This is a genomic window from Thalassobius sp. MITS945101, assembly GCF_047123305.1.
In the GTDB taxonomy this organism is placed as follows: domain Bacteria; phylum Pseudomonadota; class Alphaproteobacteria; order Rhodobacterales; family Rhodobacteraceae; genus Thalassobius.
Genome location: NZ_CP138918.1, coordinates 2807718 through 2834381 on the forward strand (window position 1 = coordinate 2807718; position 26664 = coordinate 2834381).

General features: G+C 59.8%; 20 protein-coding genes. 12 read left to right on the forward strand and 8 right to left on the reverse strand.

The window, feature by feature from the left end; translation table 11 throughout:
- Window position 1: 1 nt before the first annotated feature.
- Window positions 2–1312: a M48 family metalloprotease gene (locus SIC14_RS14000; protein ID WP_412562537.1), complete on the reverse strand. Its 1311-nt coding sequence runs from the start codon at window positions 1310–1312 to the stop codon at window positions 2–4.
- Between the two features lie 86 nt (window positions 1313–1398).
- Here SIC14_RS14000 and SIC14_RS14005 point away from each other — a divergent pair, with 86 nt between their 5' ends.
- The 8 genes from SIC14_RS14005 (at window position 1399) to SIC14_RS14040 (ending at window position 13066) form a co-directional block, all read left to right on the forward strand.
- Window positions 1399–2547: a pyridoxal phosphate-dependent aminotransferase gene (locus tag SIC14_RS14005; protein ID WP_412562538.1), complete on the forward strand. Its 1149-nt coding sequence runs from the start codon at window positions 1399–1401 to the stop codon at window positions 2545–2547.
- A 130-nt stretch (window positions 2548–2677) separates the two neighbouring features.
- Window positions 2678–3892, forward strand: coding sequence for an N-acetylmuramoyl-L-alanine amidase (locus SIC14_RS14010; RefSeq protein WP_412562539.1), 1215 nt, complete (start codon window positions 2678–2680; stop codon window positions 3890–3892).
- A 162-nt stretch (window positions 3893–4054) separates the two neighbouring features.
- Complete coding sequence (locus tag SIC14_RS14015; protein ID WP_412562540.1) at window positions 4055–6604, forward strand: penicillin-binding protein 1A; 2550 nt, start codon at window positions 4055–4057, stop codon at window positions 6602–6604.
- 160 nt (window positions 6605–6764) lie between these two features.
- Window positions 6765–8669 carry a cation:proton antiporter gene (locus SIC14_RS14020; protein ID WP_412562541.1) on the forward strand — a complete coding sequence of 635 codons (1905 nt, stop codon included), beginning with the start codon at window positions 6765–6767 and terminating at the stop codon, window positions 8667–8669.
- A gap of 184 nt (window positions 8670–8853) precedes the next feature.
- The gene (prfB, locus tag SIC14_RS14025) at window positions 8854–9981 is read left to right on the forward strand and encodes a peptide chain release factor 2 (RefSeq protein WP_412562542.1); all 1128 of its coding nucleotides are present in this window, start codon (window positions 8854–8856) and stop codon (window positions 9979–9981) included.
- A gap of 114 nt (window positions 9982–10095) precedes the next feature.
- The gene (locus tag SIC14_RS14030) at window positions 10096–10593 is read left to right on the forward strand and encodes a GNAT family N-acetyltransferase (RefSeq protein WP_412562543.1); all 498 of its coding nucleotides are present in this window, start codon (window positions 10096–10098) and stop codon (window positions 10591–10593) included.
- 84 nt (window positions 10594–10677) lie between these two features.
- Entirely contained in the window at window positions 10678–12108 is a 1431-nt protein-coding gene (locus tag SIC14_RS14035; protein WP_412562544.1) for an amidase, read from the forward strand.
- Between the two features lie 145 nt (window positions 12109–12253).
- Complete coding sequence (locus SIC14_RS14040; protein WP_412562545.1) at window positions 12254–13066, forward strand: DUF2189 domain-containing protein; 813 nt, start codon at window positions 12254–12256, stop codon at window positions 13064–13066.
- Between the two features lie 32 nt (window positions 13067–13098).
- On the opposite strand, the gene SIC14_RS14045 is transcribed toward SIC14_RS14040, so the two are convergent.
- From SIC14_RS14045 to SIC14_RS14060, 4 genes are all read right to left on the reverse strand, one after another.
- A complete protein-coding gene (locus SIC14_RS14045; RefSeq protein WP_412562546.1) occupies window positions 13099–13884 on the reverse strand; it encodes an alpha/beta fold hydrolase in 786 nt (261 codons plus the stop codon).
- A 174-nt stretch (window positions 13885–14058) separates the two neighbouring features.
- A complete protein-coding gene (locus tag SIC14_RS14050; protein WP_412562547.1) occupies window positions 14059–14781 on the reverse strand; it encodes an FkbM family methyltransferase in 723 nt (240 codons plus the stop codon).
- Window positions 14782–14951: 170 nt separating this feature from the next.
- Window positions 14952–15512, reverse strand: coding sequence for an acetolactate synthase small subunit (ilvN, locus tag SIC14_RS14055; protein WP_412562548.1), 561 nt, complete (start codon window positions 15510–15512; stop codon window positions 14952–14954).
- Between the two features lie 71 nt (window positions 15513–15583).
- Entirely contained in the window at window positions 15584–17338 is a 1755-nt protein-coding gene (locus SIC14_RS14060) for an acetolactate synthase 3 large subunit (RefSeq protein ID WP_412562549.1), read from the reverse strand.
- Between the two features lie 608 nt (window positions 17339–17946).
- Between SIC14_RS14060 and SIC14_RS14065 the strand changes: the two genes are divergently transcribed.
- Window positions 17947–18645 carry a molybdopterin-dependent oxidoreductase gene (locus SIC14_RS14065; protein WP_412562550.1) on the forward strand — a complete coding sequence of 233 codons (699 nt, stop codon included), beginning with the start codon at window positions 17947–17949 and terminating at the stop codon, window positions 18643–18645.
- Window positions 18646–18651: 6 nt separating this feature from the next.
- Here SIC14_RS14065 and SIC14_RS14070 read toward each other — a convergent pair whose 3' ends face one another.
- Together SIC14_RS14070 and SIC14_RS14075 are read right to left on the reverse strand one after the other, a co-directional pair.
- A complete protein-coding gene (locus SIC14_RS14070) occupies window positions 18652–19344 on the reverse strand; it encodes a response regulator transcription factor (RefSeq protein WP_412562551.1) in 693 nt (230 codons plus the stop codon).
- A gap of 22 nt (window positions 19345–19366) precedes the next feature.
- Complete coding sequence (locus tag SIC14_RS14075; RefSeq protein ID WP_412562552.1) at window positions 19367–20794, reverse strand: cache domain-containing protein; 1428 nt, start codon at window positions 20792–20794, stop codon at window positions 19367–19369.
- A 283-nt stretch (window positions 20795–21077) separates the two neighbouring features.
- Here SIC14_RS14075 and SIC14_RS14080 point away from each other — a divergent pair, with 283 nt between their 5' ends.
- The 3 genes from SIC14_RS14080 (at window position 21078) to SIC14_RS14090 (ending at window position 25576) form a co-directional block, all read left to right on the forward strand.
- Window positions 21078–22163, forward strand: coding sequence for a TRAP transporter substrate-binding protein (locus tag SIC14_RS14080; protein WP_412562553.1), 1086 nt, complete (start codon window positions 21078–21080; stop codon window positions 22161–22163).
- Between the two features lie 151 nt (window positions 22164–22314).
- Window positions 22315–23205 carry a TRAP transporter small permease subunit gene (locus SIC14_RS14085; RefSeq protein WP_412565873.1) on the forward strand — a complete coding sequence of 297 codons (891 nt, stop codon included), beginning with the start codon at window positions 22315–22317 and terminating at the stop codon, window positions 23203–23205.
- Between the two features lie 16 nt (window positions 23206–23221).
- A complete protein-coding gene (locus tag SIC14_RS14090) occupies window positions 23222–25576 on the forward strand; it encodes a TRAP transporter large permease (RefSeq protein ID WP_412562554.1) in 2355 nt (784 codons plus the stop codon).
- 55 nt (window positions 25577–25631) lie between these two features.
- Here SIC14_RS14090 and SIC14_RS14095 read toward each other — a convergent pair whose 3' ends face one another.
- Window positions 25632–26555 (reverse strand): peptidoglycan-binding domain-containing protein, encoded by a 924-nt coding sequence (locus SIC14_RS14095; protein ID WP_412562555.1) that lies wholly within the window; start codon window positions 26553–26555, stop codon window positions 25632–25634.
- Window positions 26556–26664 lie beyond the last annotated feature (109 nt).

Here is a 26664-nt window from a genome sequence, read left to right on the forward strand (position 1 = left end):
GTTATTTCCTCTTCTTCTTTTTGGCTTGGGCCTCAGCCGCAGAGAGCACATCCTGTGCTCGTAGCCAAGGGGCAGAGCCGCGCGGCAACAGCCCCACGGCACGTTTTGAGTGAATCAGGGCATCTTTGAAACGGCCCCTCAGGGCGTAGCGTTCCGCAGTGACCAGAGAGGCCATGCCCAGTTTGTTCAATTTTGCATAGGCCTGCGCCATATCGCGCAACACGCCGGAATTACGGAAATCGCGGGCGCGGGATTTTTCCAGCACCGCCAGCGCTTTCTTATACTGGCCATTGACCAGCAGCGCGCGGCCTTGTCCGCCAAGGATCAGGGCATTGCGGGGGGCCAGATTGGCGGCACGGGTGTAGGCGGCCACGGCCGCAGCGGCCTGACGGCTTTCCAGTAGGATCTGACCGTGCAGCTCATGCAGATAGGGATCCTTCGGACGCAGCGCCAGCGCCTGCTGGATATGGGCCAGCGCCTTCTTGGTGTCGGGTTTGCGATGGTAGGCCACCGCCTTGCGCATCAGGGCGATGTCTTTGCTGACGCTTTTGTCGGCACGGCGCAATGTCCAGCTTGAGGCCCGCAGGAAAGCCGAGAGTTTGCCCTGCGTCCGGTCAAACCAGTAGACCGCCGTGGGATCCTGTTTGGCCGGTTTCTTTACCCCCGCCGACAGCGCCTTCACTGCACGCATCCGGTCGCGGCTCAGGGGGTGGGTGCGGGCATAGGGGTCTTGCCGGTGTTCCGACAGCAGTTCCTGGCCGCGAAACAGGTTCAGCACATTGTGCATACCGTTGGGATCAATGCCCGCCGCAGCCATGTAACGGATCGCCGAGGCATCAGCCGCGCTTTCTTCCGCTCTTGTGTGGCTTTTGAACAGGCGGTCGGCGGTGCTGGCGGCCCCCAGCGTCAGCCCGCTGGCCGCTTCGGGGTTGGCGCCCGAGGCGGCGGCGGCCACTGCCAATGCAAGGCCCAAGGCCGCGATCGAGCTGGAAGCCCGCGCTGCCGCCGGACGGCGCGACAGGTGGCCATTGGCAATATGGGCGGCCTCATGGGCGATGACGGACTGCAGCTCTGCTGGGGTTTTCATTTTCAACAGCAGACCGGAGTGGATGAAGATATGGCGGCTGTCGACGACAAAGGCATTCAGCGACGGATCCTTAATCACCAGCACCCGCACCGATCCCGACGGCAGCCCCGCCGCATCCAACACCGGTTTTGCCAGACGTCCCAGCGCATATTCTATATCGGGATCGCGCAGTAATGTGGCCGCCACCGAGGCAAGCGGCTGTAGCGCAAAAACAAGCGCGATCATAAACACTTTCAAAAATCGGGACATTGACGATGGGCCTGTTTCGCAGTCAAAGGGGCAAAGAATTTGCGGCAGCATGGGAGATAGTGATGCGGAACTCAAGGCGCTCTGAGGTTGATCCCTTTATTGTGATGGACGTGATGGAGGCCGCCCGCGCCGCCGAAGAGGCCGGCCGTGACATCATTCACATGGAAGTGGGCCAGCCCGGCACCGCAGCCCCCTCCACAGCCCGCGCCGCTTTGGCGCAGGCGATGGAGCAGGGCAGCCTGGGCTATACGGTTGCCCTCGGCCTGCCGGAGCTGCGCAAACGCATCGCGCGGATGTATGGGGAATGGTACAATGTGGATCTGGATTGGAACCGTGTGGTGATCACACCGGGCTCTTCCGGGGCGTTTCTGCTGACCTTCACCTCGCTTTTTGACACCGGCGATCGTGTGGGCATCGGCGCGCCGGGATACCCGTCCTATCGTCAGATCCTCTCGGCGCTCGATCTGACACCGGTCGATCTGCAAACCTCACCCGCGAACCGTCTGCAACCGGTGCCCGCGGATTTTGCCGCGCAGAACCTCAACGGTCTGATGGTGGCCTCACCGGCGAATCCCTCGGGCACCATGTTGGATCGTGGTGCCATGCAGGGGCTGATTGATGCCTGTCAGGCAGGGGGCGTCAGCTTTATCTCGGATGAGATCTATCACGGCATCGAATATGAGGCCAAAGCCGTCACCGCGCTGGAATTGACCGATGACTGCTATGTTATCAACTCTTTGTCCAAATACTTCTCGATGACCGGCTGGCGCTGTGGCTGGATGGTGGTGCCCGAAGACCATGTCCGGGTGATTGAACGTCTGGCGCAGAACATGTTCATCTGCTCGCCCCATGCCAGCCAGATCGTGGCGCTGCACGCCATGGACTGCGAAGACGAGTTGGAGGCCAATATGGCGGTCTACCGCCGGAACCGCGCCCTGATGCTGGACGGTTTGCCAAAAGCGGGCTTTAGCAAGATCGCCCCACCGGATGGCGCCTTCTTTGTCTATGCCGATGTGAGCGATCTGACCGAAGACAGCCGCGCCTTTGCCGCCGAAATCCTTGCAGAAGCCGGGGTTGCGGTCACGCCGGGGCTGGATTTTGATCCAGTGCGCGGGGCAGGGACATTGCGGTTTTCCTACGCCCGAGAAACGGCGCAGATCGAAGAAGGCCTGTCGCGGCTGCAGCGTTTCATGGCAACACGGGGCGCATGAGGCCCGGTTGCAATTGAGTATTTTTGGCAAGATGAAAAGGGCTGTCGTCTCTGCGGCGGCCCTTCGCTTTTGTGACGGGCTTCGCTAGGCTTGGCGCAACAAAACGGGGGCGAATCCGGTGAGCAGGTTAATGAAACTTTGGGTCTTGGTTGTCTGGGCCGCTTTCGGCTCGGCTGCGGCGGCGCAGGAGTTGAGCGGTCTGGCGCGCGTGTCGGTGGGGGGATCGCAGATCACCGACACTTGGGGCGGCGGGGTTGAGCTGAGGATGGCATTGACCCAGGGGGTGCCGTTTCGAGTCTACACGCTGGACGCGCCGGAGCGGTTGGTTTTGGATTTCCGCGAGGTGGACTGGCGTGGGGTGACCGAGGCGGCGCTCTTGAACGCGGACGGCGTGGAGGGATTGCGTTTTGGTGGCGTGCGACCCGGCTGGTCGCGGATGGTGGTGGATCTGGCGGCGCCGCTGGCGATTGAGACGGTGGAAATGGTTACGGAAGAGGCCACCGGCGCGGCGGTTTTGACGGTGGCGCTGGCCCAGGTTCCGGCCGAGCGGTTTGCGGAAGTGTCCGGTGCGCCCTTTGATCCCCGCTGGGATCTGCCTGCGGCCAGCGGCACGGCAAAGCTGACCGCCTTGCCCGGCGATGGCCCATTGCGGGTGATGCTGGATCCCGGCCACGGTGGCATTGACCCGGGGGCCGAACGTGATGGGTACAACGAAAAGGAACTGATGCTGGCCTTTGCATTAGAGCTGAAAGAAACCCTATTAAGATCAGGTGGTTTTGAGGTGATGCTGACGCGGAGTGAAGACCGTTTCGTGTCATTGGAACGGCGCGTAGCGCTTGCGCATGAACAGGGCGCGCATGTGTTCATCTCGCTCCACGCCGATGCCTTGGCGCAGGGGCAGGCGCATGGGGCGACGGTGCATCTGCTGTCTGACAGCGCTTCGGATGCGGCCTCGGCCAAACTGGCAGAGCGCCATGACCGCGATGATATCCTCTCTGGGGTGGATTTGACCGGTCAGGATGATGTGGTGGCGGATGTGCTGCTGGATCTGGCGCGGCAAGAGACCAAGCCCCGCGCCAAACGTCTGGCTGAAGCCTTGGTTGACGGCATCCGGGCCACCGGCGCGCCAATGAACAAACGCCCGCTGCGCCATGCCGGGTTTTCGGTGTTGAAGGCGGCGGATATTCCTTCGGTGCTGCTGGAGGTGGGGTTCATGTCGTCCAGCCGCGATCTGGAAAATATCACCAATAAGCAATGGCGCATTGCTGTTGCGGCAGGTATCCGCGACGCCCTGCGCGCCTGGGCCAGCGAGGATGCGGCCCTGTCGCAGTTGGTGCGCCAGTAAGCAGGGCAGGGCGCTTTGAGGCGGGTTCCGGCTCAGACGGCGGGCTCACCCCATCTTGTTTTGACCCTTCCGCTGCGGAGGATTATAGAGTGGCAGGGTTTCACCGGATTACATTCCCCTTGGGCGACGGCCCATTTGGGGACGCAAACAAGGACGGCATCAGTGCTGAGGTTCATTTTTTCCTTCTTCGGGGCAATTTTCACCATGGCGACCCTTGGGATCGCGGTGGTGGCGCTGAGCATCGGGTCGATCTTTTACATCTATGGCCGCGACCTGCCGAGCCATGAGGCGCTGGCACAATATACCCCTCCGACCATCAGCCGGATCTATTCCGGCGAGGGGCGGATGATTGACGAATTTGCGAAGGAACGGCGTCTGTTCACGCCCGCCGAAGAAATCCCGGATCTGGTGAAATTTGCCTTTATCTCGGCCGAGGACAAAAATTTCTATACCCACAAGGGCTATGACGCGCGCGGCATTGCGGCGGCGGGTCTGGAAGCTGTGCGTTCACGCGGGCGATCGGTGCGTGGTGCATCGACGATCACCCAGCAGGTGATGAAAAACTTCCTTCTTGGCGGCGAACGTCGGATTGAGCGGAAGATCAAAGAGATCATTCTGGCCACGCGCGTTGAGGAAACGCTGAGCAAGGAAAAGATCCTTGAGCTCTATATGAACGAGATTTTTCTGGGCCAGAACTCCTATGGGGTGACGGCGGCGGCGCAGACTTATTTCAACAAAACCCTTGGTGAACTGTCCCCGCATGAGGCGGCCACGCTGGCTTCGATGCCAAAAGCGCCGGGCAAGTTCCACCCGGTGCGCAACAAAGAGCGGGTTCTGGCACGTCGGAATTTTGTGCTGAAGGAAATGGCGGAGAACGGTTATATCACCGAAGCCGCTTATCTGTCTGAAAAAGAGCTGCCGCTGCGTTCGGTGCAGAACGGCGATTTCGAAAGCTTCAAAACCGCCTTGCCGCCGCGGGACTACTTCACCGATGAAATCCGTCGCCAGCTGAGCCGCGATTTTGGCGAAGAGCAGTTCTTCTCAGGCGGGATGACCGTGCGGGCAACTGTTGAGCCGGAAATGCAGGTATTGGCGGCCGAGGCGCTGCGCCGGGGGCTGGAAGAGTATGACCGCAAACAGGGCGTCTGGCGCGGCACCGGTGTGACCCTCGATGAGGATCAGCTGGGCTCCGAAGTCGCATGGCGCGAAGCACTGGCCGAGGCCGCCGTGCCGCGGGATATCACGCTGAACGGCACATGGCATCCGGCAGTGGTGCTGGTGCAGGGCAAAAACGATGTACGCATCGGGATTGAGAACGTTGAAGAAGATGACGACGGCCATTGGATCATCGCCAAGGATGTGACCTGGGCGGGGCCAGAGCTGGAAGACGGCAAGGTGGGACGCAAGGCCAAGAAGGCCAGCGATCTGCTGAAGGTAGGCGATGTGGTGCTGGTGCGCGCCCTGACCAAAGACAGCGATGGCAGCTTTGTACGCTGGACCCTGCGGCAGGTTCCAGAGATCCAGGGCGGCTTTATGGCAATGGACGTCAACACCGGCCGCGTCGTCGCCATGCAGGGCGGCTTTAGCTACCAGCACTCGGTGTTCAACCGCACCACACAGGCGCAGCGGCAGCCGGGCTCTTCCTTCAAACCCTTCGTTTATGCGGCGGCGCTGGACAGTGGTTATTCCCCAGCGACCATCGTGATCGACGCGCCAATTGAGGTGAACACCCCCCAGGGCCTGTGGCGTCCGAAAAACTCCTCGAACAAATTCTATGGCCCGACGCCCCTGCGCACCGGCATTGAACAGTCGCGGAACCTGATGACCATCCGTCTGGCGCAAGAGGTTGGGATGGATGTTGTGGCGGACTACGCCGAACGTTTTGGCGTTTATGACAACATGGGCCAGTTCCTTGCCAACTCGCTGGGCGCGGATGAAACCACGCTATACAAAATCGTGGCGGCCTATGCGATGTTCGCCAACGGCGGCGAACGGGTGGAGCCAACATTGGTGGACCGGATCCAGGACCGCTATGGCGCAACCATCTACCGCCACGATCAGCGTGACTGCCTGGACTGTGGCGAGGCCAACTTGCCCGCCGATCAAAGCCCGCGAATTGCCACCAACCGCGAACGGGTGATGGATGAAACCACCGCGTATCAGCTGACCTCGATGATGAAAGGTGTGGTGGATCGTGGCACCGCCACCAACATCCGTGTGGGGGTTCCGATTGCCGGCAAGACCGGCACCACCAATGAGGCGCGCGACGTCTGGTTCGTCGGCTTCTCCTCCAACATCGTGGCGGGCTGCTACATGGGCCATGACACCCCACGCCCGCTGGGAAGGGGGTCGTTTGGCGGCACCATGTGTGGTCCGGTCTTTGCCGAGTTCATGAAGGAAGCGGTCAAGAAATACGGCGGCGGCGCCTTCCAGGTGCCCGAAGGCGGCCGGTTCATAAAAATCGATCGCTTCACGGGCGAACGTCTGCCAGACGATGCCTCGGGCGAATATGTTGTGGCCGAATACTTCCGTGATGGTGAAGAGCCGCTGTTCGGCATCACCTTTGACGGTGGTTTTGCCATGGGCGCCAACCTGCCGCTGTTTGACGAGGTGCAGGAAATCACCACGGAGGTCACCACCTCCACCGGTAAAAAAGCGGTTGTCGGACCCAAAGCCAGTTTCGGCACGGTGTCCTCTGGTGGTCTATACTAGCGCACGCTACGTTGAAGAATCCTTAAACACCCTGCGCTATTGCACAGGGTGTTTTTGTGTCTGCACTTTGCCTCGGCACAAAAATGGGCAAGGATAACAGGTAGAAATGCGCACAAACGCGGTCGGCTTGAAACCGCGTCATTGAACAGGATGGGACACTATGACGGATTTCCTTTTGCTGGCCTTCACCTTCCTTGTGGCCGGGGTGGTGGCGGTGCCGATTGCCTCCAAGCTGGGGCTGGGATCGGTGCTGGGCTACCTGATTGCAGGCATTGCCATCAGCCCGATTTTGGCGCTGTTTGGCGTTGATGTGATTGCGATCCAGCACTTCGCCGAATTCGGTGTGGTGATGATGCTATTCCTTGTCGGGCTGGAGCTGGAACCGAAACTGCTGTGGCAGATGCGGGCGCGCCTGCTGGGGCTGGGCGGCGGACAGGTGGGGCTGACGACACTGGCCGTGGCGGCGATTGCCTATCTGTTTGGTCAACCACCAACTGTGGCGCTGGCCATCGGTTTGGTGCTGGCGCTGTCCTCGACCGCAATTGTGCTGCAGACCCTCAACGAAAAAGGCCTGATGAAATCCGATGGCGGCCAGTCCAGCTTTTCGGTTCTGCTGACGCAGGACATCGCCGTGATCCCGATGTTGGCCTTTATCCCGCTGCTGGCCATGCCCGAGCTGATGGAAGCCTCGCTGGCGACCCATGGCACGGAGGGCGCGGGCAGTTCTGGCCATGCCGGCGGCAGCGGTGGCGGGTTCAGCCTTGTGGACGGGCGTCCCGGCTGGCAGGTGGGTCTGATCACGCTGGGGGCCATCGGCTTTGTGGTTGTGGGCGGCAGCTACCTGACCTCCCCGATTTTCCGCTTTATCTCGGCTGCCAACCTGCGCGAATTGTTCACCGCCGCCGCATTGATGATGGTGATCGGCATTGCGCTGCTGATGACCGTAGTGGGCCTGTCCCCGGCACTAGGGACCTTCCTTGCCGGGGTGGTGCTGGCAAACTCGGAATACCGGCACGAGTTGGAAAGCGACATTGATCCGTTCAAAGGGCTGCTGTTGGGGCTGTTCTTCATGACAGTCGGGGCGGGCATCAACTTTGGCCTGCTGTTTGACAATTTCGCGTTGATCCTTGGGCTGACCCTGGGGCTGATCCTGCTGAAGGCAGCGATCCTGATGGGGCTGGCGAAAGTGTTCAAGATCGATGGCGCTGACAAATGGCTGTTCGCGCTGGGGCTGGCACAGGCGGGGGAGTTCGGCTTTGTGCTGTTGTCTTTCACCGTGGCCAATGCGGTGATCCCAGTGGCGGTTGCTGACCAGCTGCTGTTGGTGGTTGCCCTGTCGATGCTGCTGACGCCGGGGTTGTTCATCCTCTATGATCGGGTCTTTGCCGCCCGGGGGGCGCAGGATCAGGAACGTGAAGCCGATGAAATGCCGGAAGGCGCCAAGATCATCATCGCCGGGGCGGGCCGCATTGGCGGGCTGATCAACCGCATTGCGGAGGCGGCGGGCTATCAGCCGACCGTGATCGACTACAGCTCAAAACGTCTGGAGATTCTCAAGAAATTCGGGGTGAAACACTACTACGGCGATGCCACCCGTCCCGATCTGTTGCACGCGGCGGGGATCCATGAGGCCAAGGTGCTGGTCATAGCAATTGATGACCGGGAAAAGATCACCGAGCTGACCCATTACGTGTCCAAGAACTACCCACATGTGCATATCATCACCCGCGCCACCGATCGCGATCACGTCTATGACCTTTGGGCCCATGGCAGCCGCGACATTGTACGCGAAACCTACGACAGTTCCCTGCGCATGGGCCGCAGTCTGTTCGAGGCGCTTGGGATCGAGCGTGCCACCGCCGAAGATATGCTTGAGGTGTTCAACGCAATGGACCGTAAGGCCATGCTGGCGGTTGCAGATACCCATAAGGTTGGTGTCGCAGCCCATGAGAACGACGAATATGTGCAGCGGGTCCGCTCGATGCTCGAGGAGTGGGGCGAAGAATTGCGCACAGATATGGACGCCGTGCGTCGCGGCGAGACCCGCGAAGCGGACGCCAGCTGACGCAACCGCATTGGGAAAAGGGGAGGGGCTTTGCCCCTCTCCGGTCCTTTGCAAGGACCGCATTCACCCCAGGATATTTGATCCAAGAAGAACAGCATTCCAGGCATCTGCGGGATGGGGCGCTTGCCCCCCGCCCGTGGCCTTGCTATCACGCAGCACTGACAAGAGATAAGCAGGATAGCCCATGCGCGCCGAGGTTCAGAACATCACAAGCCAGATCGAAAAGTCCCTGGAGCTGCTGCGCCAGCGGATGGACTATGAGACGGCGCGATACCGGATGGAAGAATTCAACGCCCGCGTTGAAGATCCGACCCTGTGGGACAATCCCGAAAACGCGCAGAAGCTGATGCGCGAACGGCAGACGCTGCTGGATGCGATCAAGGTGCATGACGGCATGCAGCAGGAGTTGGCCGACAACATCGAGCTGATCGAGCTGGGCGAGATGGAAGAAGATGACGAGGTCATCGCGGAGGCCGAGGTGGCGCTGAAGGCGCTGGTGGCCACGGCGGCGGAAAAAGAGCTGGAGGCCTTGTTGGACGGGGAGGCTGACAGCAATGACACTTTCCTTGAGATCAACTCGGGCGCGGGCGGCACGGAAAGCTGTGATTGGGCTTCGATGCTGGCGCGGATGTATGTGCGTTGGGCCGAGAAAAAGGGCTATAAGGTTGAGCTGCAATCGATGAGTGCCGGCGAAGAAGCGGGCATCAAATCGGCGGCCTATAAGATCACCGGTCACAATGCCTATGGTTGGCTGAAATCGGAATCCGGCGTGCACCGTCTGGTGCGGATTTCGCCCTATGACTCGGCGGCGAAGCGGCACACGTCGTTCAGCTCGGTCTGGGTCTATCCGGTGGTGGATGACAACATCGAGATTGAGGTGAACCCATCCGATATCCGTATTGATACCTATCGTTCGTCCGGTGCAGGTGGGCAGCACGTGAACACCACCGACTCGGCGGTGCGGATCACCCACATTCCCACGGGTGTGGTTACCACCAGTTCGGAAAAATCCCAGCACCAAAACCGCGATATCGCCATGAAAGCGCTGAAATCGCGGCTGTATCAGATGGAGCTGGACCGTCGCAACGCGGCCATCAACGAGGCGCATGAGAACAAAGGGGATGCCGGGTGGGGCAACCAGATCCGCTCCTATGTTTTGCAGCCTTATCAGATGGTGAAAGACCTGCGCACCAGCCATGAAACCTCGGACACCAAAGGGGTGCTGGACGGCGATCTGGACGGGTTCATGGCGGCGACGCTGGCGATGGATGTCTCTGGCAAGAGCCGTTCGGAAGCGCAGGCCGACGACTAATTTCTCTGTCACAACTGATTGTGAACAAGGCGGGCCTGGCCCGCCTTTTTTGTTGGCTTGACCTTGCCTTGTCGGGCGGGCTGAATGAAGGTGAATTTCACTGAGGATATTTTGATGCCTGCCCCCATTACCTTTACTCGGCTGACCGATGTGCCCTTGGCCGCTATTGCCGCCCATATGTCGGATCCAAAGGTGGCAGAACACATGCCCTTGTTGACCGGACCCTGGGACAAGGCGCAGGCGGCGGCGTTTGTTGCCGCGAAAGAAGCCTGCTGGCAGCGTGATGGTCTGGGGCACTGGGCTTTTTGGGCCGGGGGCAACTACCTTGGCTGGGGAGGATTTCAGAAAGAAGACGCGGAATGGGATTTCGGCCTGGTGCTGCGGTCAAACTGTTTTGGTTGGGGGCGGCGCATTGCTGATCAGGCATTGGCGTTTGCCAGAGGGGACAGCCGGATCCCCTATGTCACCTTTCTGTTGCCGCCCTCGCGTCGCCATCTGCGCGGGTTGCCATCTTTGGGTGCGGTGCGCGCGGGCGAAGTAACCTACGACGGAGCGCGGTTCGTGAAGTTCCGTCTGGACACGCCACAGCCAAATGACAGCGGCGAAAACTAAACATCCGTCACACCGGTCGTTACCCTTAAGGGATTGTCACGCAAGAAATTTCGCGCAATCCTCATATTCGACCGGAGGAAGATGATGGATATTCTCGACTGGGATGCCTTGGACTTGTCCGCGTTGCTGGAAGCTCGAGAGCTCAGCGCGGTTGAACTGATGCGTGCCACGTTGGAGCGGATCACCGCGGTCAATGAGGATGTAAACGCCATTGTGTCCCTGCGCGATCCCGACCGGTTGTTGGATGAAGCCCGCGCGATCGACCAGACCGAACGGCGTGGCTGGCTGCATGGCATGCCGCTGGCGGTGAAGGATCTGGCCAATGTCGAAGGGCTGCCAACCAGCCAAGGGTCGCCGCTGCATGCCCGCACCATCGCGCCGCAGGATTCGGTGTTTGTGGAGCGGATGCGCCGCGCGGGCGCGCTGTTTATCGGTAAGACAAATACGCCGGAGTTCGGCCTGGGCAGCCACACTTTTAATTCGGTGCATGGCGCCACCCGCAACCCCTATGATCTGACCCGTTCTGCTGGCGGATCCTCCGGCGGCGCAGCGGCGGCGCTGGCGACGCGGATGGTGCCGGTGGCCGATGGATCAGACATGATGGGATCGCTGCGCAATCCGGCGGCCTGGAACAACGTCTATGGGTTCCGCCCCACCTGGGGGCGGGTGCCGTCGGATCCGGATGGGGATCTGTTTCTGCACCAGCTGTCGACAAACGGGCCGATGGGGCGGTCGCCTGCAGATATTGCGGCACTGTTGGAGGTCATGGGCGGCTGGGACATTCGCCAGCCGCATGGGCTGTTGCCGCAGATGTTTGTAGATAGGATCCGCACCAATGTGAACGGGTTGCGGATTGGTTGGCTGGCGGATTGGGGTGGCGCTTATCCAACTGAATCTGGGGTTCTGGACACCTGTGAAGCGGCGCTGGATGTGTTTGAACAACTGGGCTGTCAGGTCGAGCATATTGAAGCGCCGTTCCCCGCCGCCCGCCTCTGGGAGGCCTGGACCACCCTGCGGTCCTGGGCCATTGCTGGCAATCTGTCACCGCTTTTTGCCAATCGGGCCAGCCGGGCGCAGCTGAAAGAAGAGGCCCTGTGGGAGATCGAGCAGGGCATGGCCCTGTCCGCGATGGCGGTGCATCGTGCTTCGGTGGCGCGGTCGGATTGGTTCCGCAAGGCACTGGATCTGTTTGCCGAAGTGGATGTGCTGATGCTGCCTTCGGCGCAGGTCTGGCCTTTCCCGGTGGAGCAACGGCATCCGGTGGGCATCGCGGGGCAGGAGATGGACACCTACCATCGTTGGATGGAGATTGTGATACCGGTCAGCCTGATCGGTTTGCCCTGCATGTCGATCCCGGCTGGATTTGGTCAGCAAGGCCTGCCGATGGGGATGCAGCTGGTGGGGCCGCCACGCGGGGATCTCAGGGTGCTGCAGGTGGCGCAGGCCTGGCACGAAGCAACCAAATGGCCTGCCAAACACCCGCCCCGTCCGGCGCAGAGCCTGCGTTTGCACTGATCTTCCGCGCTTTGCGACTTTGGTCGGAGGCGGTGCCTCTGCAAATATGCCAATTCCCCTATGCATCCTGCACCGGAGCGCCTAACCTAAATGCAGCACGGGATATTTCCGTACGCAGATCAGGCCAGATCCGGGAGGTCAACACATGGGAGAGGCACCGCTGCATGGTGTGCCTGCTTTGGGGCAGGTGACACCGTCACTGTTGAAAGAGGCGCTGCGGTGCGGCTGGGCGGATATGCGGCGTGCACCGCTCTTGGGGGCGATCTTTGCCTCGGTCTATGTGCTGCTGGGGCTCGGGATGACCTGGGTGACACTGTGGACGGGGCACAGCTACTGGCTGGTTTTTGCGGCTGTCGGCTTCCCCCTGGTGGGGCCTTTCACCGCGGTGGGCCTGTATGAGGTCAGCCGCCGCCTGGAACACGGGATGGCGCTGCAGTGGCGGGCGATCTTCGGCTTGGTTCTAAACCAGAGCCAACGTCAGTTGCCTTCGATCAGCGCCCTTATCATCTTTATGTTTCTGTTTTGGTTTTTCATCGCCCATATGATCTTTGCGGTGTTTATGGGGACCATGACCCTGACCAATATCTCCACCTCGTTTGAGGTCTACGGCACCGCCAATGGGATCATGATGCTGACGGTTGGCACCGTCGTCGGGGCGGGTTTTGCGCTGCTGCTGTTTATGATCACCGTGGTGTCGCTGCCGATGCTGTTGGACCGCGAGGTGGACTATGTCAGCGCGATGATTGCCTCATTCCAGCTGGTGCAGCAGAACTTCTTTCCGATGCTGTTGTGGGCGCTGTTCATTGCGGTGCTGACCTTTGTGGCGATGCTGCCGGCCTTTCTTGGGTTGTTTCTGGTGCTGCCGCTGCTGGGCCATGCGACCTGGCATCTTTATGATCTGTTGATGGCCACCGCCCCCGAGGAAGAGCTGGGCAACGGCGATCAGCAACCCGCCTGATCCTGCGTGGCGCCACCTGCGTCGGAGAAAAATTACGGCGCGGTGGGGCGGAGCCTGTGGAGCAACGGGGTCGGGCGCGCGGCGCGGTGCCAGAACTGCCGCAACGCATTGTTCACCATAGTGGGCGCTTCCAGCGCAACCAGCTGACCAGAGCGCGGGATCATCACCACCTCGGCAGCCTCCAGATGTTCGGCCAGATGAAGCGCGGCTTCGTGGCGAGACCTATTATGTTCGCCCACCAGAAACAGGGTGGGGATTTGCAAGCGCCGCAGCACCGCCGAGCCATTGTAGTTCAACACCGCCCGCACCACCGCAAGGGTGCTTTGCGGGGTCATGCGCCGCAGGGCGTCACGTTTGAACTGGCGCGCTGCGGCGCTGTTGGCGCTGACCCGGCGTGCCGAGAGCAGATCCGCAAACCAGGGCGGGATGCCGCCCGCAAGGCTGAACAGACGTTCGCCCAGTCGTAAGGCCCAGCGGCCGTCGGTTTCGCGTGGCAGTGTTTCGATCAAGGTCAGTGACGTGACGGTGTTGGTCGGGCGGGAGGCCAGTTCCACCGCCACCATGCCGCCCAGACAAAGGCCCACCAGTGCAAATTCTCGCACGCCGCGCCGATGCAGATCGGTTTCGATATGGTCCGCCATAGCCGCAACAGTATCAGCAGACGGCACGGTGCCATGCCCCGGCAGATTGGGTGCGATCACGCGATAGGCGGGCGCAAACTCTTCAATCTGATGTTTCCAAAGCCCGTAGTCGGTTGCCGCATTGTGCAGAAACACAATGACCGGACCCGTTCCACGATCCAGGACGTCGTTGCTCATTCCACCTCCTCAGGTGTCGGGCCCAAGTGTTGGCCCCAAGTGTCGGCCAAAGGCTTAAGGGGGAATTCAGCTTATCCGTAGGATGACCTAAAGGCACTGCCGGTTAATTGGCGGTGTCAGGGCTTTAGCATCTGGGGTTTCGCAGCTGAGAGGCGCGGCATCAGTGCGGTCAATTTAAAGCGGCAGGTAGAAGGTGTTGTTCTCCATCGAACCGGCGACATGGTAGCCCGCCTTTGGGGCCAGTTCGTTCAGGAGCGCCTTGTAATCGGCCTTCTGCCAGCGCTTGTCACCTTCCAGCACAACCAGTGGCTTGCTGTCGTTCAGGATCCGCCCCGCGCCTTCCAGGGCGGGACGCTCAAAACCCTCAACATCCAAATGCAGGATCGAGACTTGACGTGTGCGCGGCACCAGGCTGTCGATGGTCTTCACTTCGATATCGATGAACCGCTTGCCGTCGGCATCCTCGCCCTCGACAATCCGTTCACCGGCGGCGATGGGGGTGCCGTTGGGGCGGGTGACCATCATGGTCATCTTGCCGGGCTCAGCGCCAACCCCAACATTGTTGAAGCTGATCTGAGACAGGTTGTTCATGCGGATGGTTTCTTCGGTGGCCGCAAAAGAGGTCGGCACCGGTTCAAAGGTGTGGATCTTGGCGTCAGGGGCCAGACGTTGGTGCAGGGCGGGCAGGAAATCCCCGATGAAGGCGCCACCGGTCACGATGTCACCGCCGCCCAGCTTGCGACGTAACAGCCGCAGCGTCTGCGGCTCATACACTCCGCCGTCAATTAGAAGATCCACAATGCTGCGGCCCTTATAGGCCTGCGGCACGCAGTAAAACCCGTATTCATTTACCGCGATGTCATGTTCAAAATCCAAAGCCATGACGTCCTCACTCATCCTCAAAGCACCCCTTTGCGGGATGTGTTCCTAAAGCTCTTGATAAGGCAGAACAATCTAGCTGCCTAGAGGGTATTGTTTCCCCGTTGGAGCCAATGGGGCAAATGGCACCAAGGCAAAAGAAAAGGGGCCGCTGAGGCCCCTTTGTTCGTTTGTGCTGCGTGGCGGGATCAGACGCCGCGCGACAGGGCAGCAACGCCGGTGCGGGCCACTTCGACCAGCCCCAAGGGGCGCATCAGGTCGGCAAAGGCGTCGATCTTGTCCGGTGCGCCGGTCATCTCGAACACAAAGCTGGTGAGGGTCGAGTCAACCACATTGGCGCGGAAAATCTCGGCCAGACGCAGGGCTTCGATGCGTTTGTCGCCTTCACCTTCGACTTTGATCAGCGCCAGTTCACGTTCTACCACGTCGCCTTCGACGGTGAGGTCATGCACATCGTGCACTGGCACGATGCGGCCCAGCTGGGCTTTGATCTGTTCGATCACCTGCGGCGTGCCGGTGGTGACAATGGTGATGCGCGATAGGTGGCCGGTGTGATCCACCTCAGCCACGGTGAGGCTTTCGATGTTGTAACCACGGCCCGAGAACAGCCCGATCACACGGGCCAGAACGCCCGGTTCGTTGTCTACCAGCACCGCGAGGGTGTGGCTTTCTTTCTTATCCGAAAACTGCGGACGTAGGTTATACGCCGAATGTTTGGTCGAGCCTTTTTTGATGTGTAGAGCAGCCATGTTTCGTCTCTTTCAAATCTTTTCCAATGGGAGTTTGGAGGATCGGGGGCAGGGGCCCCCGAGGCTCTTCATCACACCAGCACGGCGCCGCCGGCCTGGATCACGCCTTGGGTTTCTGCTTCGCCCAAGAGCATCTCATTGTGGGCCTTGCCCGACGGGATCATCGGGAAGCAGTTCTCATGCTTCTCAACCAGACAGTCAAAGATCACCGGACCGTCATATTCTATCATTTCCATGATCGCATCGTCCAGATCGGCTGGGTCGGAACATTGGATGCCTTTGCAGCCAAAGGCTTCGGCGAGTTTTACAAAATCAGGCAGCGCTTCGGACCAGGAGTGGCTGTAGCGCTCACCATGCAGCAGTTCCTGCCACTGGCGCACCATGCCCAGACGTTCGTTGTTCAGGATGAACTGTTTCACCGGCAGGCGGAACTGCATCGCGGTGCCCATTTCTTGCATATTCATCAGCCAGGACGCTTCACCGGCAACGTTGATCACCAGGCTTTCGGGATGCGCCATCTGCGCGCCGATCGAGGCGGGGATGCCATAGCCCATGGTGCCCAGACCACCCGAGGTCATCCAGCGGTTGGGATCTTCAAAGCCAAGGTACTGCGCCGCCCACATCTGGTGCTGTCCCACTTCGGTGGTGACATAACGGTCCATACCTTTGGTCAGCGCTTCCAGACGGGCCAGCGCATGCTGCGGTTTGATGACGGGGCCGGATTGGGTGAACTGCAGGCAGTTCACTTTGCGCCATTCCTCAATCTGCGCCCACCACTTTGGCAGCGCTTCCTGGTTGGTTTTGCGCCCGCGCGACTTCCAGACTTTCAGGATGTCTTCCAGCACATGGCCAACGTCGCCGACAATCGGGATGTCCACCCGGATCACCTTGTTGATTGAGGAGGGGTCAATATCGATGTGGGCCTTTTTCGAGTTCGGGCTGAAAGCATCCAGACGGCCGGTGATCCGGTCGTCAAAACGCGCCCCGATGTTGATCATCAGGTCACAGCCGTGCATCGCCATGTTGGCCTCATAAAGGCCATGCATGCCCAGCATGCCCAACCACTTATCGCCCGATGCCGGATAGGCGCCCAGACCCATCAGGGTCGAGGTGATCGGGAAACCTGTAGCCTCTACCAGTTCGCGCAGCAGCTGGCTGGCCGCGGGGCCAGAGTTGATCACGCCGCCACCGGTGTAGAAGATCGGGCGTTCGGCCTTTTCCAGCGCATCCACCAGCTCTTCGATCTCGGCCATGTCGCCTTTTACTTGCGGCTGGTAGTGGCTGACCTCAACGGTCTGCGGGGCAGTGTATTCGCCATCGGCAAACTGCACATCTTTGGGGATGTCGATCAGCACCGGACCGGGGCGGCCCGAGGTGGCCACATGGAAGGCCTCATGCAGGGTGCCGGACAGTTTGTCGGTGTTTTTCACCAGCCAGTTGTGTTTGGTGCAGCTGCGGGTGATGCCCACGGTGTCGGCTTCCTGAAAGGCGTCCGAGCCGATCATGAAGGTCGGCACCTGACCGGTCAGAACCACAATCGGGATCGAGTCGAGCAGTGCATCCGTCAGGCCAGTCACCGCATTGGTGGCACCTGGCCCAGAGGTCACAAGGCATACACCGGGTTTGCCGGTGGAGCGTGCATAGCCCTCGGCCGCGTGGACCGCGCCCTGTTCATGGCGCACCAGCACGTGTTTGATGTCATTCTGCTGAAAAATCTCATCGTAAATCGGTAGCACCGCGCCCCCGGGATATCCGAATACGACGTCCACACCCTGATCCTTCAGGGCTTGAACCACCATTTTCGCTCCGGTCATCTGACGTGTCATGTTTTTGCTCCGTTTACGACGTCAACTGTATAAGCCCGCCAAGAAAGTGTCTGCGGCAGACCCCAAGAAAGGCCCCAAGAAAAAGCCCCCGACTTTCGTCTGGGGGCGCATGGGGTTCCATTATGGTGTCCGTTACCGGCCCATGCGCCAATTTCCAATAATGACCACTAGTGCGTTCATCGCTGAAAGACCCTTCTTGGTGCTTGAAGGGAGTATTATGGGGGTCAGAGAGGGGCGTCAACCGCTAAAGAGGCGCAAAAGGCACGTTTTTGGTCGAAAATCTTTGCAAATATTGCGTGCGTGGTGGTGGCTGAGGAAATTTATGGAAAAGCCCGCTGGGATTCGCGGAAAGTGCGGCCACACCTAGTGCTCTCTGCCGCAATTCGCGCCTCCTTTGTGCGATGAAACGCTTTGCAACCTTCACCCGCGTTGAGGGGATGCAGGGGATGCCTGCCAGACCGTCACATTCTTGAAGCCTTGTGTCCACAGCGAAAGCCTTGGTTTAGGGGCGGGCGTTGCACTGGTGTTGCCTTTGCGTCAATGGACCTTTTGTCACGGCGTATCTGGCCCCATCTCTGGCGCAAACTCGGACAACACAGGAGCGCGCTATGACTGATCAAAATCAGGCCCTGCCCAGAGGTCAGACCGACTATGGCGCAATGCCACGTTTTGGATTGCCGCGGTATGCACGTCGCTTCCCCGCTGCGGATCGAGATATGCAGGTGATGCTGATTGGCCCCGCTGGCGACCGCGTTGTGCTGTCGCTGGCGGATCTCTCACCAGCGCAACTGGTAGAACAGCGTTCTGACTTTCATTGTGTCACAACCTGGAGTGCGCGGAACATTCTGTGGCGCGGCCTGGGATTTGCCGCGCTTTTTCACCGCCACAAAGACACATTGAACCTGTCGCAGGCCGTGCAGTTTGTCGTCATCCGCGCACATGACGGGTATCGCACCTTCTTCCATCTGGAGGATCTGCTACAGCCAGACGTTCTGCTGGCAACCGAACGGGAAGGCGATGGGTTGGACGATTTGCACGGACTGCCATTCAGATTGGTTTCCCCGAGTCAGTACGGCTACAAAAACGTCAAATTTGTCAAAGAGATCGAGTTTAGGACCAGTCTGGACGGGTACAGGGTTCCCGGGTGGACGTTTATGGACCACCCAAGGGCGCGGGTTGCCTTGGAAGAACGGGCGCGGCATCTCCCCGGGTGGCTGATCCGGTATCCTTACCGGTCCTTGATCAAAGGAACCGTGCGCCGGTTTGCCCAGGCTTGGGACGCCCACAAGACCGCCCCTTCCGACTAGCGGCGTTCAGAGACCAACCCCAGTGCCCTGCAATACACCATGTTCCAGCGCGTAGCGGGTCAGGCCAGCGGTAGAGGAGATGCCCAGCTTGCGTTTGATGTTCTTGCGGTGGGTTTCCACAGTGCGGACCGAGATATCCAGCGCGGCCGCCACCTCTTTGTTCGACTTGCCCTGCGCCAGCTGCAGCAGGATTGTCTGTTCCCGCCCGGTCAGTGGTTCACGGCCTGCGCCGGCAGGGGGCGCGAGGGACCCTTTGGCGCCGGTGCAGAGATACTGTTCCCCCGACATGACCGTATCAATGGCGGTTTTGATCTCTTCGGTGGGCACGTCTTTCAGCACATAGCCGCTGGCCCCATGTCCCAGAGCGGTCGAGATATATTCGCGCGAGTCATGCATCGACAGGATCAGGATCTTGGTGGCGGGGCAGCGTTCCAGAATGATCTCGGTCGCGGACAGACCGCCGATGTCGGGCATGTTGAGGTCCATCAGCACCACGTCGGGACGCAGGGTTTCGACCTGTTCAATGATAGCGCGGCCGCTGGTGAAAGTGCCCTGCACCTCAATGTCGTCATAGGATTCCAGAATGGACTGGATGCCTTCGGTCACCATCGGGTGGTCATCGACGATAACGATCTTCACGGGCTGCGCTTCTGCGGGCTCGATCTGGTTTGGCGCGGTATCCGATCGGGTATCCGTCATGGTCAGTCTCGCTGGTTGGTTCCTAGGAGGCGGCCTTTGATGTCGGCTCAGAGAGTTCTTCGGGCGGCAGCAGGTGGCTCAGCGGCAACTCTGCTTCAATCAACGTACCTTCGCGGCTAGACAGGATTCTGAGGTCCCCGTCAAGCTGTTCGATCCGTTCCTGCATGTTGCGCAGGCCCAGACCGCCGGGGCGGTCACGGCGGCCGCGCTCTTGCGGGATACCACAGCCGTTGTCGCGGATCGACAGGGTGGCGCCCGACCGGTGGCCGCGCATGTTGACGCTGACCTCTGTGGCGTTGGCGTGGCGTTCGATATTGGTCAACGCCTCTTGGGCGATGCGGTAGAGGGCGATTTTACTCTCCTGATCCAATCTGTTGCGGAACACCACAGTGTTGAAATCGGTCTCGATCCCGGTGCGGATGGCGAAATCTTCGGTCAGGGCTTTTAGCGCGGGGCCAAGGCCCAGGTCATCCAAGGCCCCAGGACGCAGGTCGCGGCTGATGCGGCGCACCTCCTGGATGGCACCGAGCAGGTTGTCGATGCCCTTATCCAATGTGTCGCCGGCGCGTTCATCGCCTTTTTTCAAGCGCCGTTTGGCCGTGTCCAGCGCGTAGCGCACCCCAACGAGGATCTGGCTGATTCCGTCGTGCAGCTCACGCGCCACCCGTCCACGTTCCTCTTCCTGTGCGTCAAACACCCGCTGTGTCAGCTCTTTCAACTTGGCGTCTGCCAATCGGCGTTCACGGATGTTGAGGGTCATGCCAGAGGCAAACACCACCAGAACAGCCGCCAGAGTGATGCCACCGATATAAAGGAAGGTCCGACGCACCCGTGCCTCAACCTCCGCCCGGGCCGCGGCAGAGGTTTCCAGAACGTCGTCGATAAACACTCCGGTTCCGACCGCCCAACGCCAGCTGGGGAAGGAGGTGACATAGGTGATCATCCGGGCCTCTTCGCCAGTGGAGGGTTTCGGCCAGAGGTAGCTGTGATAGCCCGCCCCCTGACGCGCGATGTCGATCAGCTCATCCACCACAGGCGTGCCTTCGCTGTCGCTGAGACCGGTCCAATTGGCGTTGATCATCTCGGTCTGACGCGGGCTGACCAGATTGTTGCCGTCATAGTCATAGACAAAAAACGCACCCTCTTCGCCGTAGATCATTGCGGCGAGAATCTGCATCACCTGCTGTTTGGCGGCTGAGTCCGTGGGATCGGCATTGCCATAGATGAAGTAGAAGCCGTTGCGGGCCTGGGTGACGTAGTTTTTCAGCTCGGCCTTCTTGGTCTCGATAAGCTGTTGTTCCATCGCCTGAATTTCGCGTTCAGCCATGAGGCGGGACTGATGCGCCACTAGCGCTGAAATCGCAGCCACTGCCACAATCAGGGGCAGGGTGGCCAGCAGGGTGAGTTTCTGCCCGTAGTTCGGGCGCAGCGGGAATCTGAGGAAAGCCATGGCGATTCGTTACGAAATTTTGACAGTGAAATCAAAACACGTAGATGACCTTACGGTAAATATACGGTGGTTTGCAGTGACAATTACATGCAAATCTGGCGCCTTGAGAAAACAAAAAATGCCTAATTTTTGGAGCCTATTCAGGGCGTTAAGACTGTTTTGCGGGCAATCTACGTAGTTGTAGGTATTCCCTTAATGACATGTGTGAGTAGGGTTGGCCCACTGATAACGATCCGCCCGCAGTCTGACTGACGGGCAGAGACCAATGGGAGGACCTAATCTAATGGATCGTCGTTCTTTTCTAAAAACTTCCGCCCTGGGTGGTTCGGCTGCTGCCGCATCGACCCTGGCTGCACCGGTTTATGCACAGGGCAAAAAGACCCTGACCATGGTGACCTCGTGGCCCCGTGGCTTTGCTGTTCTGGATGACGCAGCAACCTACCTGGAAAACATGGTTTCCGAAATGTCGGATGGCACTCTGACCATCGACAAGAAAGCTCCGGGCGAGCTGGTAGGCGCGCTGGAAGTGTTCGACGCTGTGTCGTCGGGCCAGGCCGACATGTACCACTCGGTTGACTACTACTACATCAACCAGCACCCCGGTTATGCTTACTTCACCGCAGTTCCGTTCGGCGGCACCGCGCAGGAAGTAACCAACTGGTACTACCACGGTGGTGGTGAGCAGTTGCACGATGAGCTGGGCGAAATCTTCAACCTGAAAGGCCTGCTGGCCGGTAACTCGGGTTCGCAGTCCGGTGGCTGGTTCCGCAAGGAAATCAACTCGGCTGATGACTTCAACGGTCTGAAGTTCCGTATGCCCGGTCTGGGCGGCAAAGTCCTGGGCAAACTGGGCGCCTCGGTTCAGAACATCCCCGGTGGTGAACTGTATCAGGCCCTGTCGTCTGGTGCACTGGACGGTCTGGAGTGGGTTGGCCCGATGGCTGACGAACGCGCCGGCTTCCAGGAAGTTGCCAAGATCTACTACACCGCGGGCTTCCACGAGCCGGGTTCGGCTCTGGCCTCCTCGGTCAACCTGGACGTATGGAACGAGCTGAGCGATCAGCACAAAGCGATCCTGCGTTACGCTTCGATGGCTGTGACCCACTACCAGCTGGCCGAAACTCTGGCCAACAACGGTGCGGCACTGGCCCGTCTGCAGGCACAGGGCGTGAAAACCCTGCAGTTCTCGGACGACGTTTGGGATGCCTTCGGCAAGGCTTCGGCAGAAGTCATGGACGAAAACATGGGCGACGAACTGTTCGCCAAGATCCGCAACTCGTTCGAAGCCTCGCTGGCCAACTCGGCAAGCTGGATCAACAAGTCGGATGGCTACTACGTACAGCAGCGCGTACGCGTCCTGGGCGGCTAAGCCACAGATCTCGAAATCTGGTCGGGCCCCGGGAAACCGGGGCCCGTTCCGGTCCGGCCGCAACCCCGCGACGAACGGACCGTAAATAGGGGAAATGGGGGATATCATGCAGGAAACCAGCACTGCCGGCTTTGGGCAGATTCTGGCGTCCATGGGGGATGGGGTTGTCTGGATTTTCCAGAACATCGCCCTGGCGTTTTACAACTTCGGCTACGCTGTCACCAACCCGAGCCTCTGGCTCGACTGGTCGGACAAGCAGGCCATCATGCGCTTTGTCTACTACGGTGGTTCGGTGGAGTTCTTCTTCGTCGTCTTTACCGCGTTCCTGATCGTGACCGCGATCGGCATGTGGAAGCGCAACTTCATGTGGACGATGGTGCGGGGCCTTGAAGGCTTTGCCAATACCACCGGCCGCTTCTTTGCCTGGGCAGGCCTTCTGATGGTGCTGCAGCAGGTGATTATCGTCTTCATGCAGCGGATCTTTACCCGGCCTGACATCGTCATCGGCTTTGGCGTGCCGCTGCAGTTCGACATCAGTTGGTATGCGGAAGAGCTGAAGCTCTACAACGCATTGGTGGTGGCGCTCTGTGCCTCTTACACCTTTGTGCAGGGCGGCCACGTGCGTGTGGATCTGGTCTACGCAGGCGTGAAATACCGCACCAAGAAGATGATCGACATGATCGGTTCGCTGATCTTCATGCTGCCGGCAGCAACTCTGATCTGGCTCTACGGCTGGTTCTTCATGTGGCGCCACCTGATCGTGCCGAAGCCTTCGGCCTCGGATCAGCTGGAACGTCTGCTGCTGAAATCCCGCGCCCTGCGCTGGAACGTGGAAACCATTGGCTTCTCGCCGAACGGCTTCTCCGGTTACTTCCTGTTCAAGATCCTTCTGGTTGCCTTTGCTGCCATGATGTTCCTGCACGGGATTGCGTTCTTCTACCGCTCGTATCTCGAGTGGAAAGAGGGCCCGGAAAGCGAAGGCAAAAACCTCGACAAGGATACCCTTGGTGAGGGCGAAGAAGCCTACGAAGGCACGCACTAAGGCTGAGGACTAACACATGCTTTTTGGACTTGATGGGGTCGAGATCGGCCTACTTATCGTCTTCCTCTGCCTGTTCGGCTCGATTTTGTCGGGCTTCCCGGTGGCGTTTGCCATCGGTGGTGCAGGGGTTATCTCCTTCGGGATCATTGCGGCGCTGGACAGTGCCGGACTGCTTATTCACCAAGCCATCGACACCGGATCGGACGCCTATGCCGCCGTTGTCGCCTCGGGGGTGAAGGAAGAGGTCATCTCGGTCTTCCGATACCCGGATCTGCCACGGATCGCAGAACCGGTCTTCCCCAAAGGCTGGGAAGTCGCAATGGACCGCAACATTTCGTTCATCGTGAACCGTATGAACGAACGTGTGCTGGCGGGTCAGTCGATTGAAACCCTGCTGGCGGTTTTGATGTTCGTTCTGATGGGCATCACGCTGGAACGCTCGAAAATTGCAAACGATCTGCTGACCACGATGGCGCGCGTCTTTGGCCCGCTGCCGGGTGGTCTGGCTGTGTCGGTTGTGGTCGTGGGCGCCTTCCTGGCGGCATCGACCGGCATCGTTGGCGCAACGGTTGTCACCATGGGCCTGCTGTCGCTGCCAACCATGCTGCGCAACGGCTATAGCCCGGAACTGTCGACCGGTGTGATTGCTGCGTCCGGCACGCTGGGTCAGATCATCCCGCCGTCGATTGTGATCGTTCTGTTGGGCACGCTGGCCGGTGACCTTTATTCGGCCGCGCAGGAAAGCCGCGCGATCGAGGCAGGTTGTACCGACGCGTTGACCTATCTGGGCGAACCCGCGGTTCTGTCGGTGGGCACATTGTTCCAGGCGGCTCTGCTGCCGGGCATCATGCTGGCGCTGCTCTATGCGCTTTATGCCTTTGGCTATGCCATGGTGAACCCATCCAAGGCACCTGCCGTGGAAATGGGCGCGTCCAACCATGAGCCGATCACCCGCAACGAAGGTCTGACCTGGTTCATCTTTGTGCCGGTTGGTCTGATCGCGGCAGTCATGCTGGCAGGCAACATTGGTCTGGTCGGGTCGCAGGACATGACCGTCGACAGCTTCACTGACGTCGGGCAGGGTGCATCGCTGCGCACCAATGTGGGCGAACAATGTCAGGCCTCGATGATCGAACTGCACGGTCAAGAGGCGTGGGACACCGCCGTTGCCGAACAGGAAGCCATCGCAGCCTCGGGCGTTTCAACCGAATCCGTGAAGCTGAGCGAAGAGGAAATCGCTGCCCTGCGTGCTGAGAAGGTTGCGGCGGCAGCCCCCATTGGCACCGGTGTATCGATTATCCTCGTGCTGCTGGGTCTGATCCTGGCTGTAGGTCGCGGTGTGGCACCGTCCAAGGACAGCAAACCGCTGATCCTCGGCACTATTGGCCTGTTGCTGGTGGCGGCTGTGGACGTGGCGTTGATTGCACCGACCACCTCTTCGGGTGTGTCGCTGGTGATCATGCTGTTGCCGCTGATCCTTGCGCTTTACGGCTGTAAGGAAGCGGTCATCCGCGCTTCCAAGAACGAGCTGATCCGCGTGGTGTTCCCACCGCTGGTTCTGATCGTGGCGGTGCTGGGCTCGATCCTGGGTGGTATCACCAACCCAACCCCGGCGGCAGCGCTGGGTGCGGCGGGTGCGATCATGCTGGCGGCCTACCGGAAACTGCGTGACGAAGAGAAATCGGGCAAGATCATCCTGAACTCCACCTTTGCGGTGGCGATCATGATCCTGTTCGGCATGAACTTCGACCTGCGGATCAACACGGCAAGCGTTTCGGCAGAAACCTGGATCGCCTTCTTCATCGCTTATGCAGCTTACCTCTATGCGGCCTTTGGTCTGCTCTATAGCTGCTGGGTGCTGTTCCGCTCGGGCGTTCTGAGCCCGGTGGTGCGGGAAACCGCGAAGGTGACCTCGATGGTGTTCACCATCCTGATCGGCTCGCAGCTTTTGAACCTGGTGGTGATCTCCTTTGGCGGTGAACACTATATCCAGCAGTTCCTGAAGAGCTTTGACAATGAGTGGACGGTCTTCTTCATCGTGATGCTGGTGCTGTTCATTCTGGGCTTCGTGCTCGACTTCCTCGAGATCATCTACATCGTGATCCCGATCGTTGGCCCGATCATCTATGGTGGTACCTTTGACCCGAAATGGGTCACCATCATGGTGGCGGTGAACCTGCAGACCTCGTTCCTGACCCCGCCGTTTGGTTTTGCGCTGTTCTATCTGCGCGGTGTGGCCCCGGCGAGTGTGACGACCGGTCATATCTATCGTGGGATTATCCCCTTCGTTCTGATCCAGGTACTGGGTCTGGTGATGCTGGGCTTCTTCCCCGAGATTGTGACCATCATTCCGGATCTGATCCCGAATTGATCGTCTGAGCAGTTCTGAAACTGGAAAGCCGCCCTCCGGGGCGGCTTTTCTTTTGTTAGGCGCGGACCTGCCCCAAAGCGGTGGAGACGCTGCGCACCGTCAGAGGGCTGAGTGGCGGGGCATTGGCCGCAAGCGCAAGACCATGGTCGGCGCAGAACCGTGCCATTGCTTTGCGGGTGTGGCTGTAGCAATAGCCACTGATCCGGCCGGGATGGTAACCCAGCTTGCGCAGCTCCATTTGCAGGATCCGCACATAGGCATTGGGGTTGATGCGGGCGATGACCTGTAGCCCCAGGGCAAAAAGCGTCGCCGGGCCAGAGTTCAGGATCTTCTGTGCTGTCTTATCAAAAATGGCCGGATCGCGGTCCCAGGCCAGATGCAGGGCTTCCTCCAATCGGGTGAAGGTGGGCAGCTTGGGGTGACGCAGCAGGGCCATCCGTTCCATGATACGGGCCTGACGAAACCGTTTGACCAGCCGGTAGTGACGCAACACGGCCGCCGCAGCGGTGCCATCACCGCCGCTGGCGCGTTCCAACAATGCGTCTTCCAGCGCCCAATCTTCGGGCAGGGGGAAACCTTTGCTTTCCGCCAGCCCAAGCACCGCCAGCTGTGCGGTCCGGTCGCCATTCTGCGCCAGTTTCAATAGGGCAACCCAGGCGGTTTTCACCTGGGAAAGGCGCCCGAAACTGCCGGAGGCATGGGCCGCGTAGAGCTTGCCCTGTGCGCCCTCCACATTGTGGTCAACGGCCTGCTCCAGGCTGGTCCGCGCTGCCGCGAACTCCCCCAGCTTCAACAGGGCGCTGGCCAATGGCAGCAGCGACGCGTGGTGACCTTGCTGAGCGGCCTGTTCCAGCACTGTAACGGCGCGAAGCAGCGCGGCTTTGTTATGGCCATTTTTCGCGTCGGCGAGCGCGAGGCTGTAGTCCTTTGCGAAAGTATCCGCATTAATAGTGTCTCGGGTGGTTTCAATCGTCTCCATATTTGACCCTCCTTTACGAGGATCAAATTACGCGAGGGGCGCGGCGGGTTTGGGGGGCAGGCAGATAGTTGGCCTATCCAGAAGGATAGGGCGCGCAAAGGTGCACAGG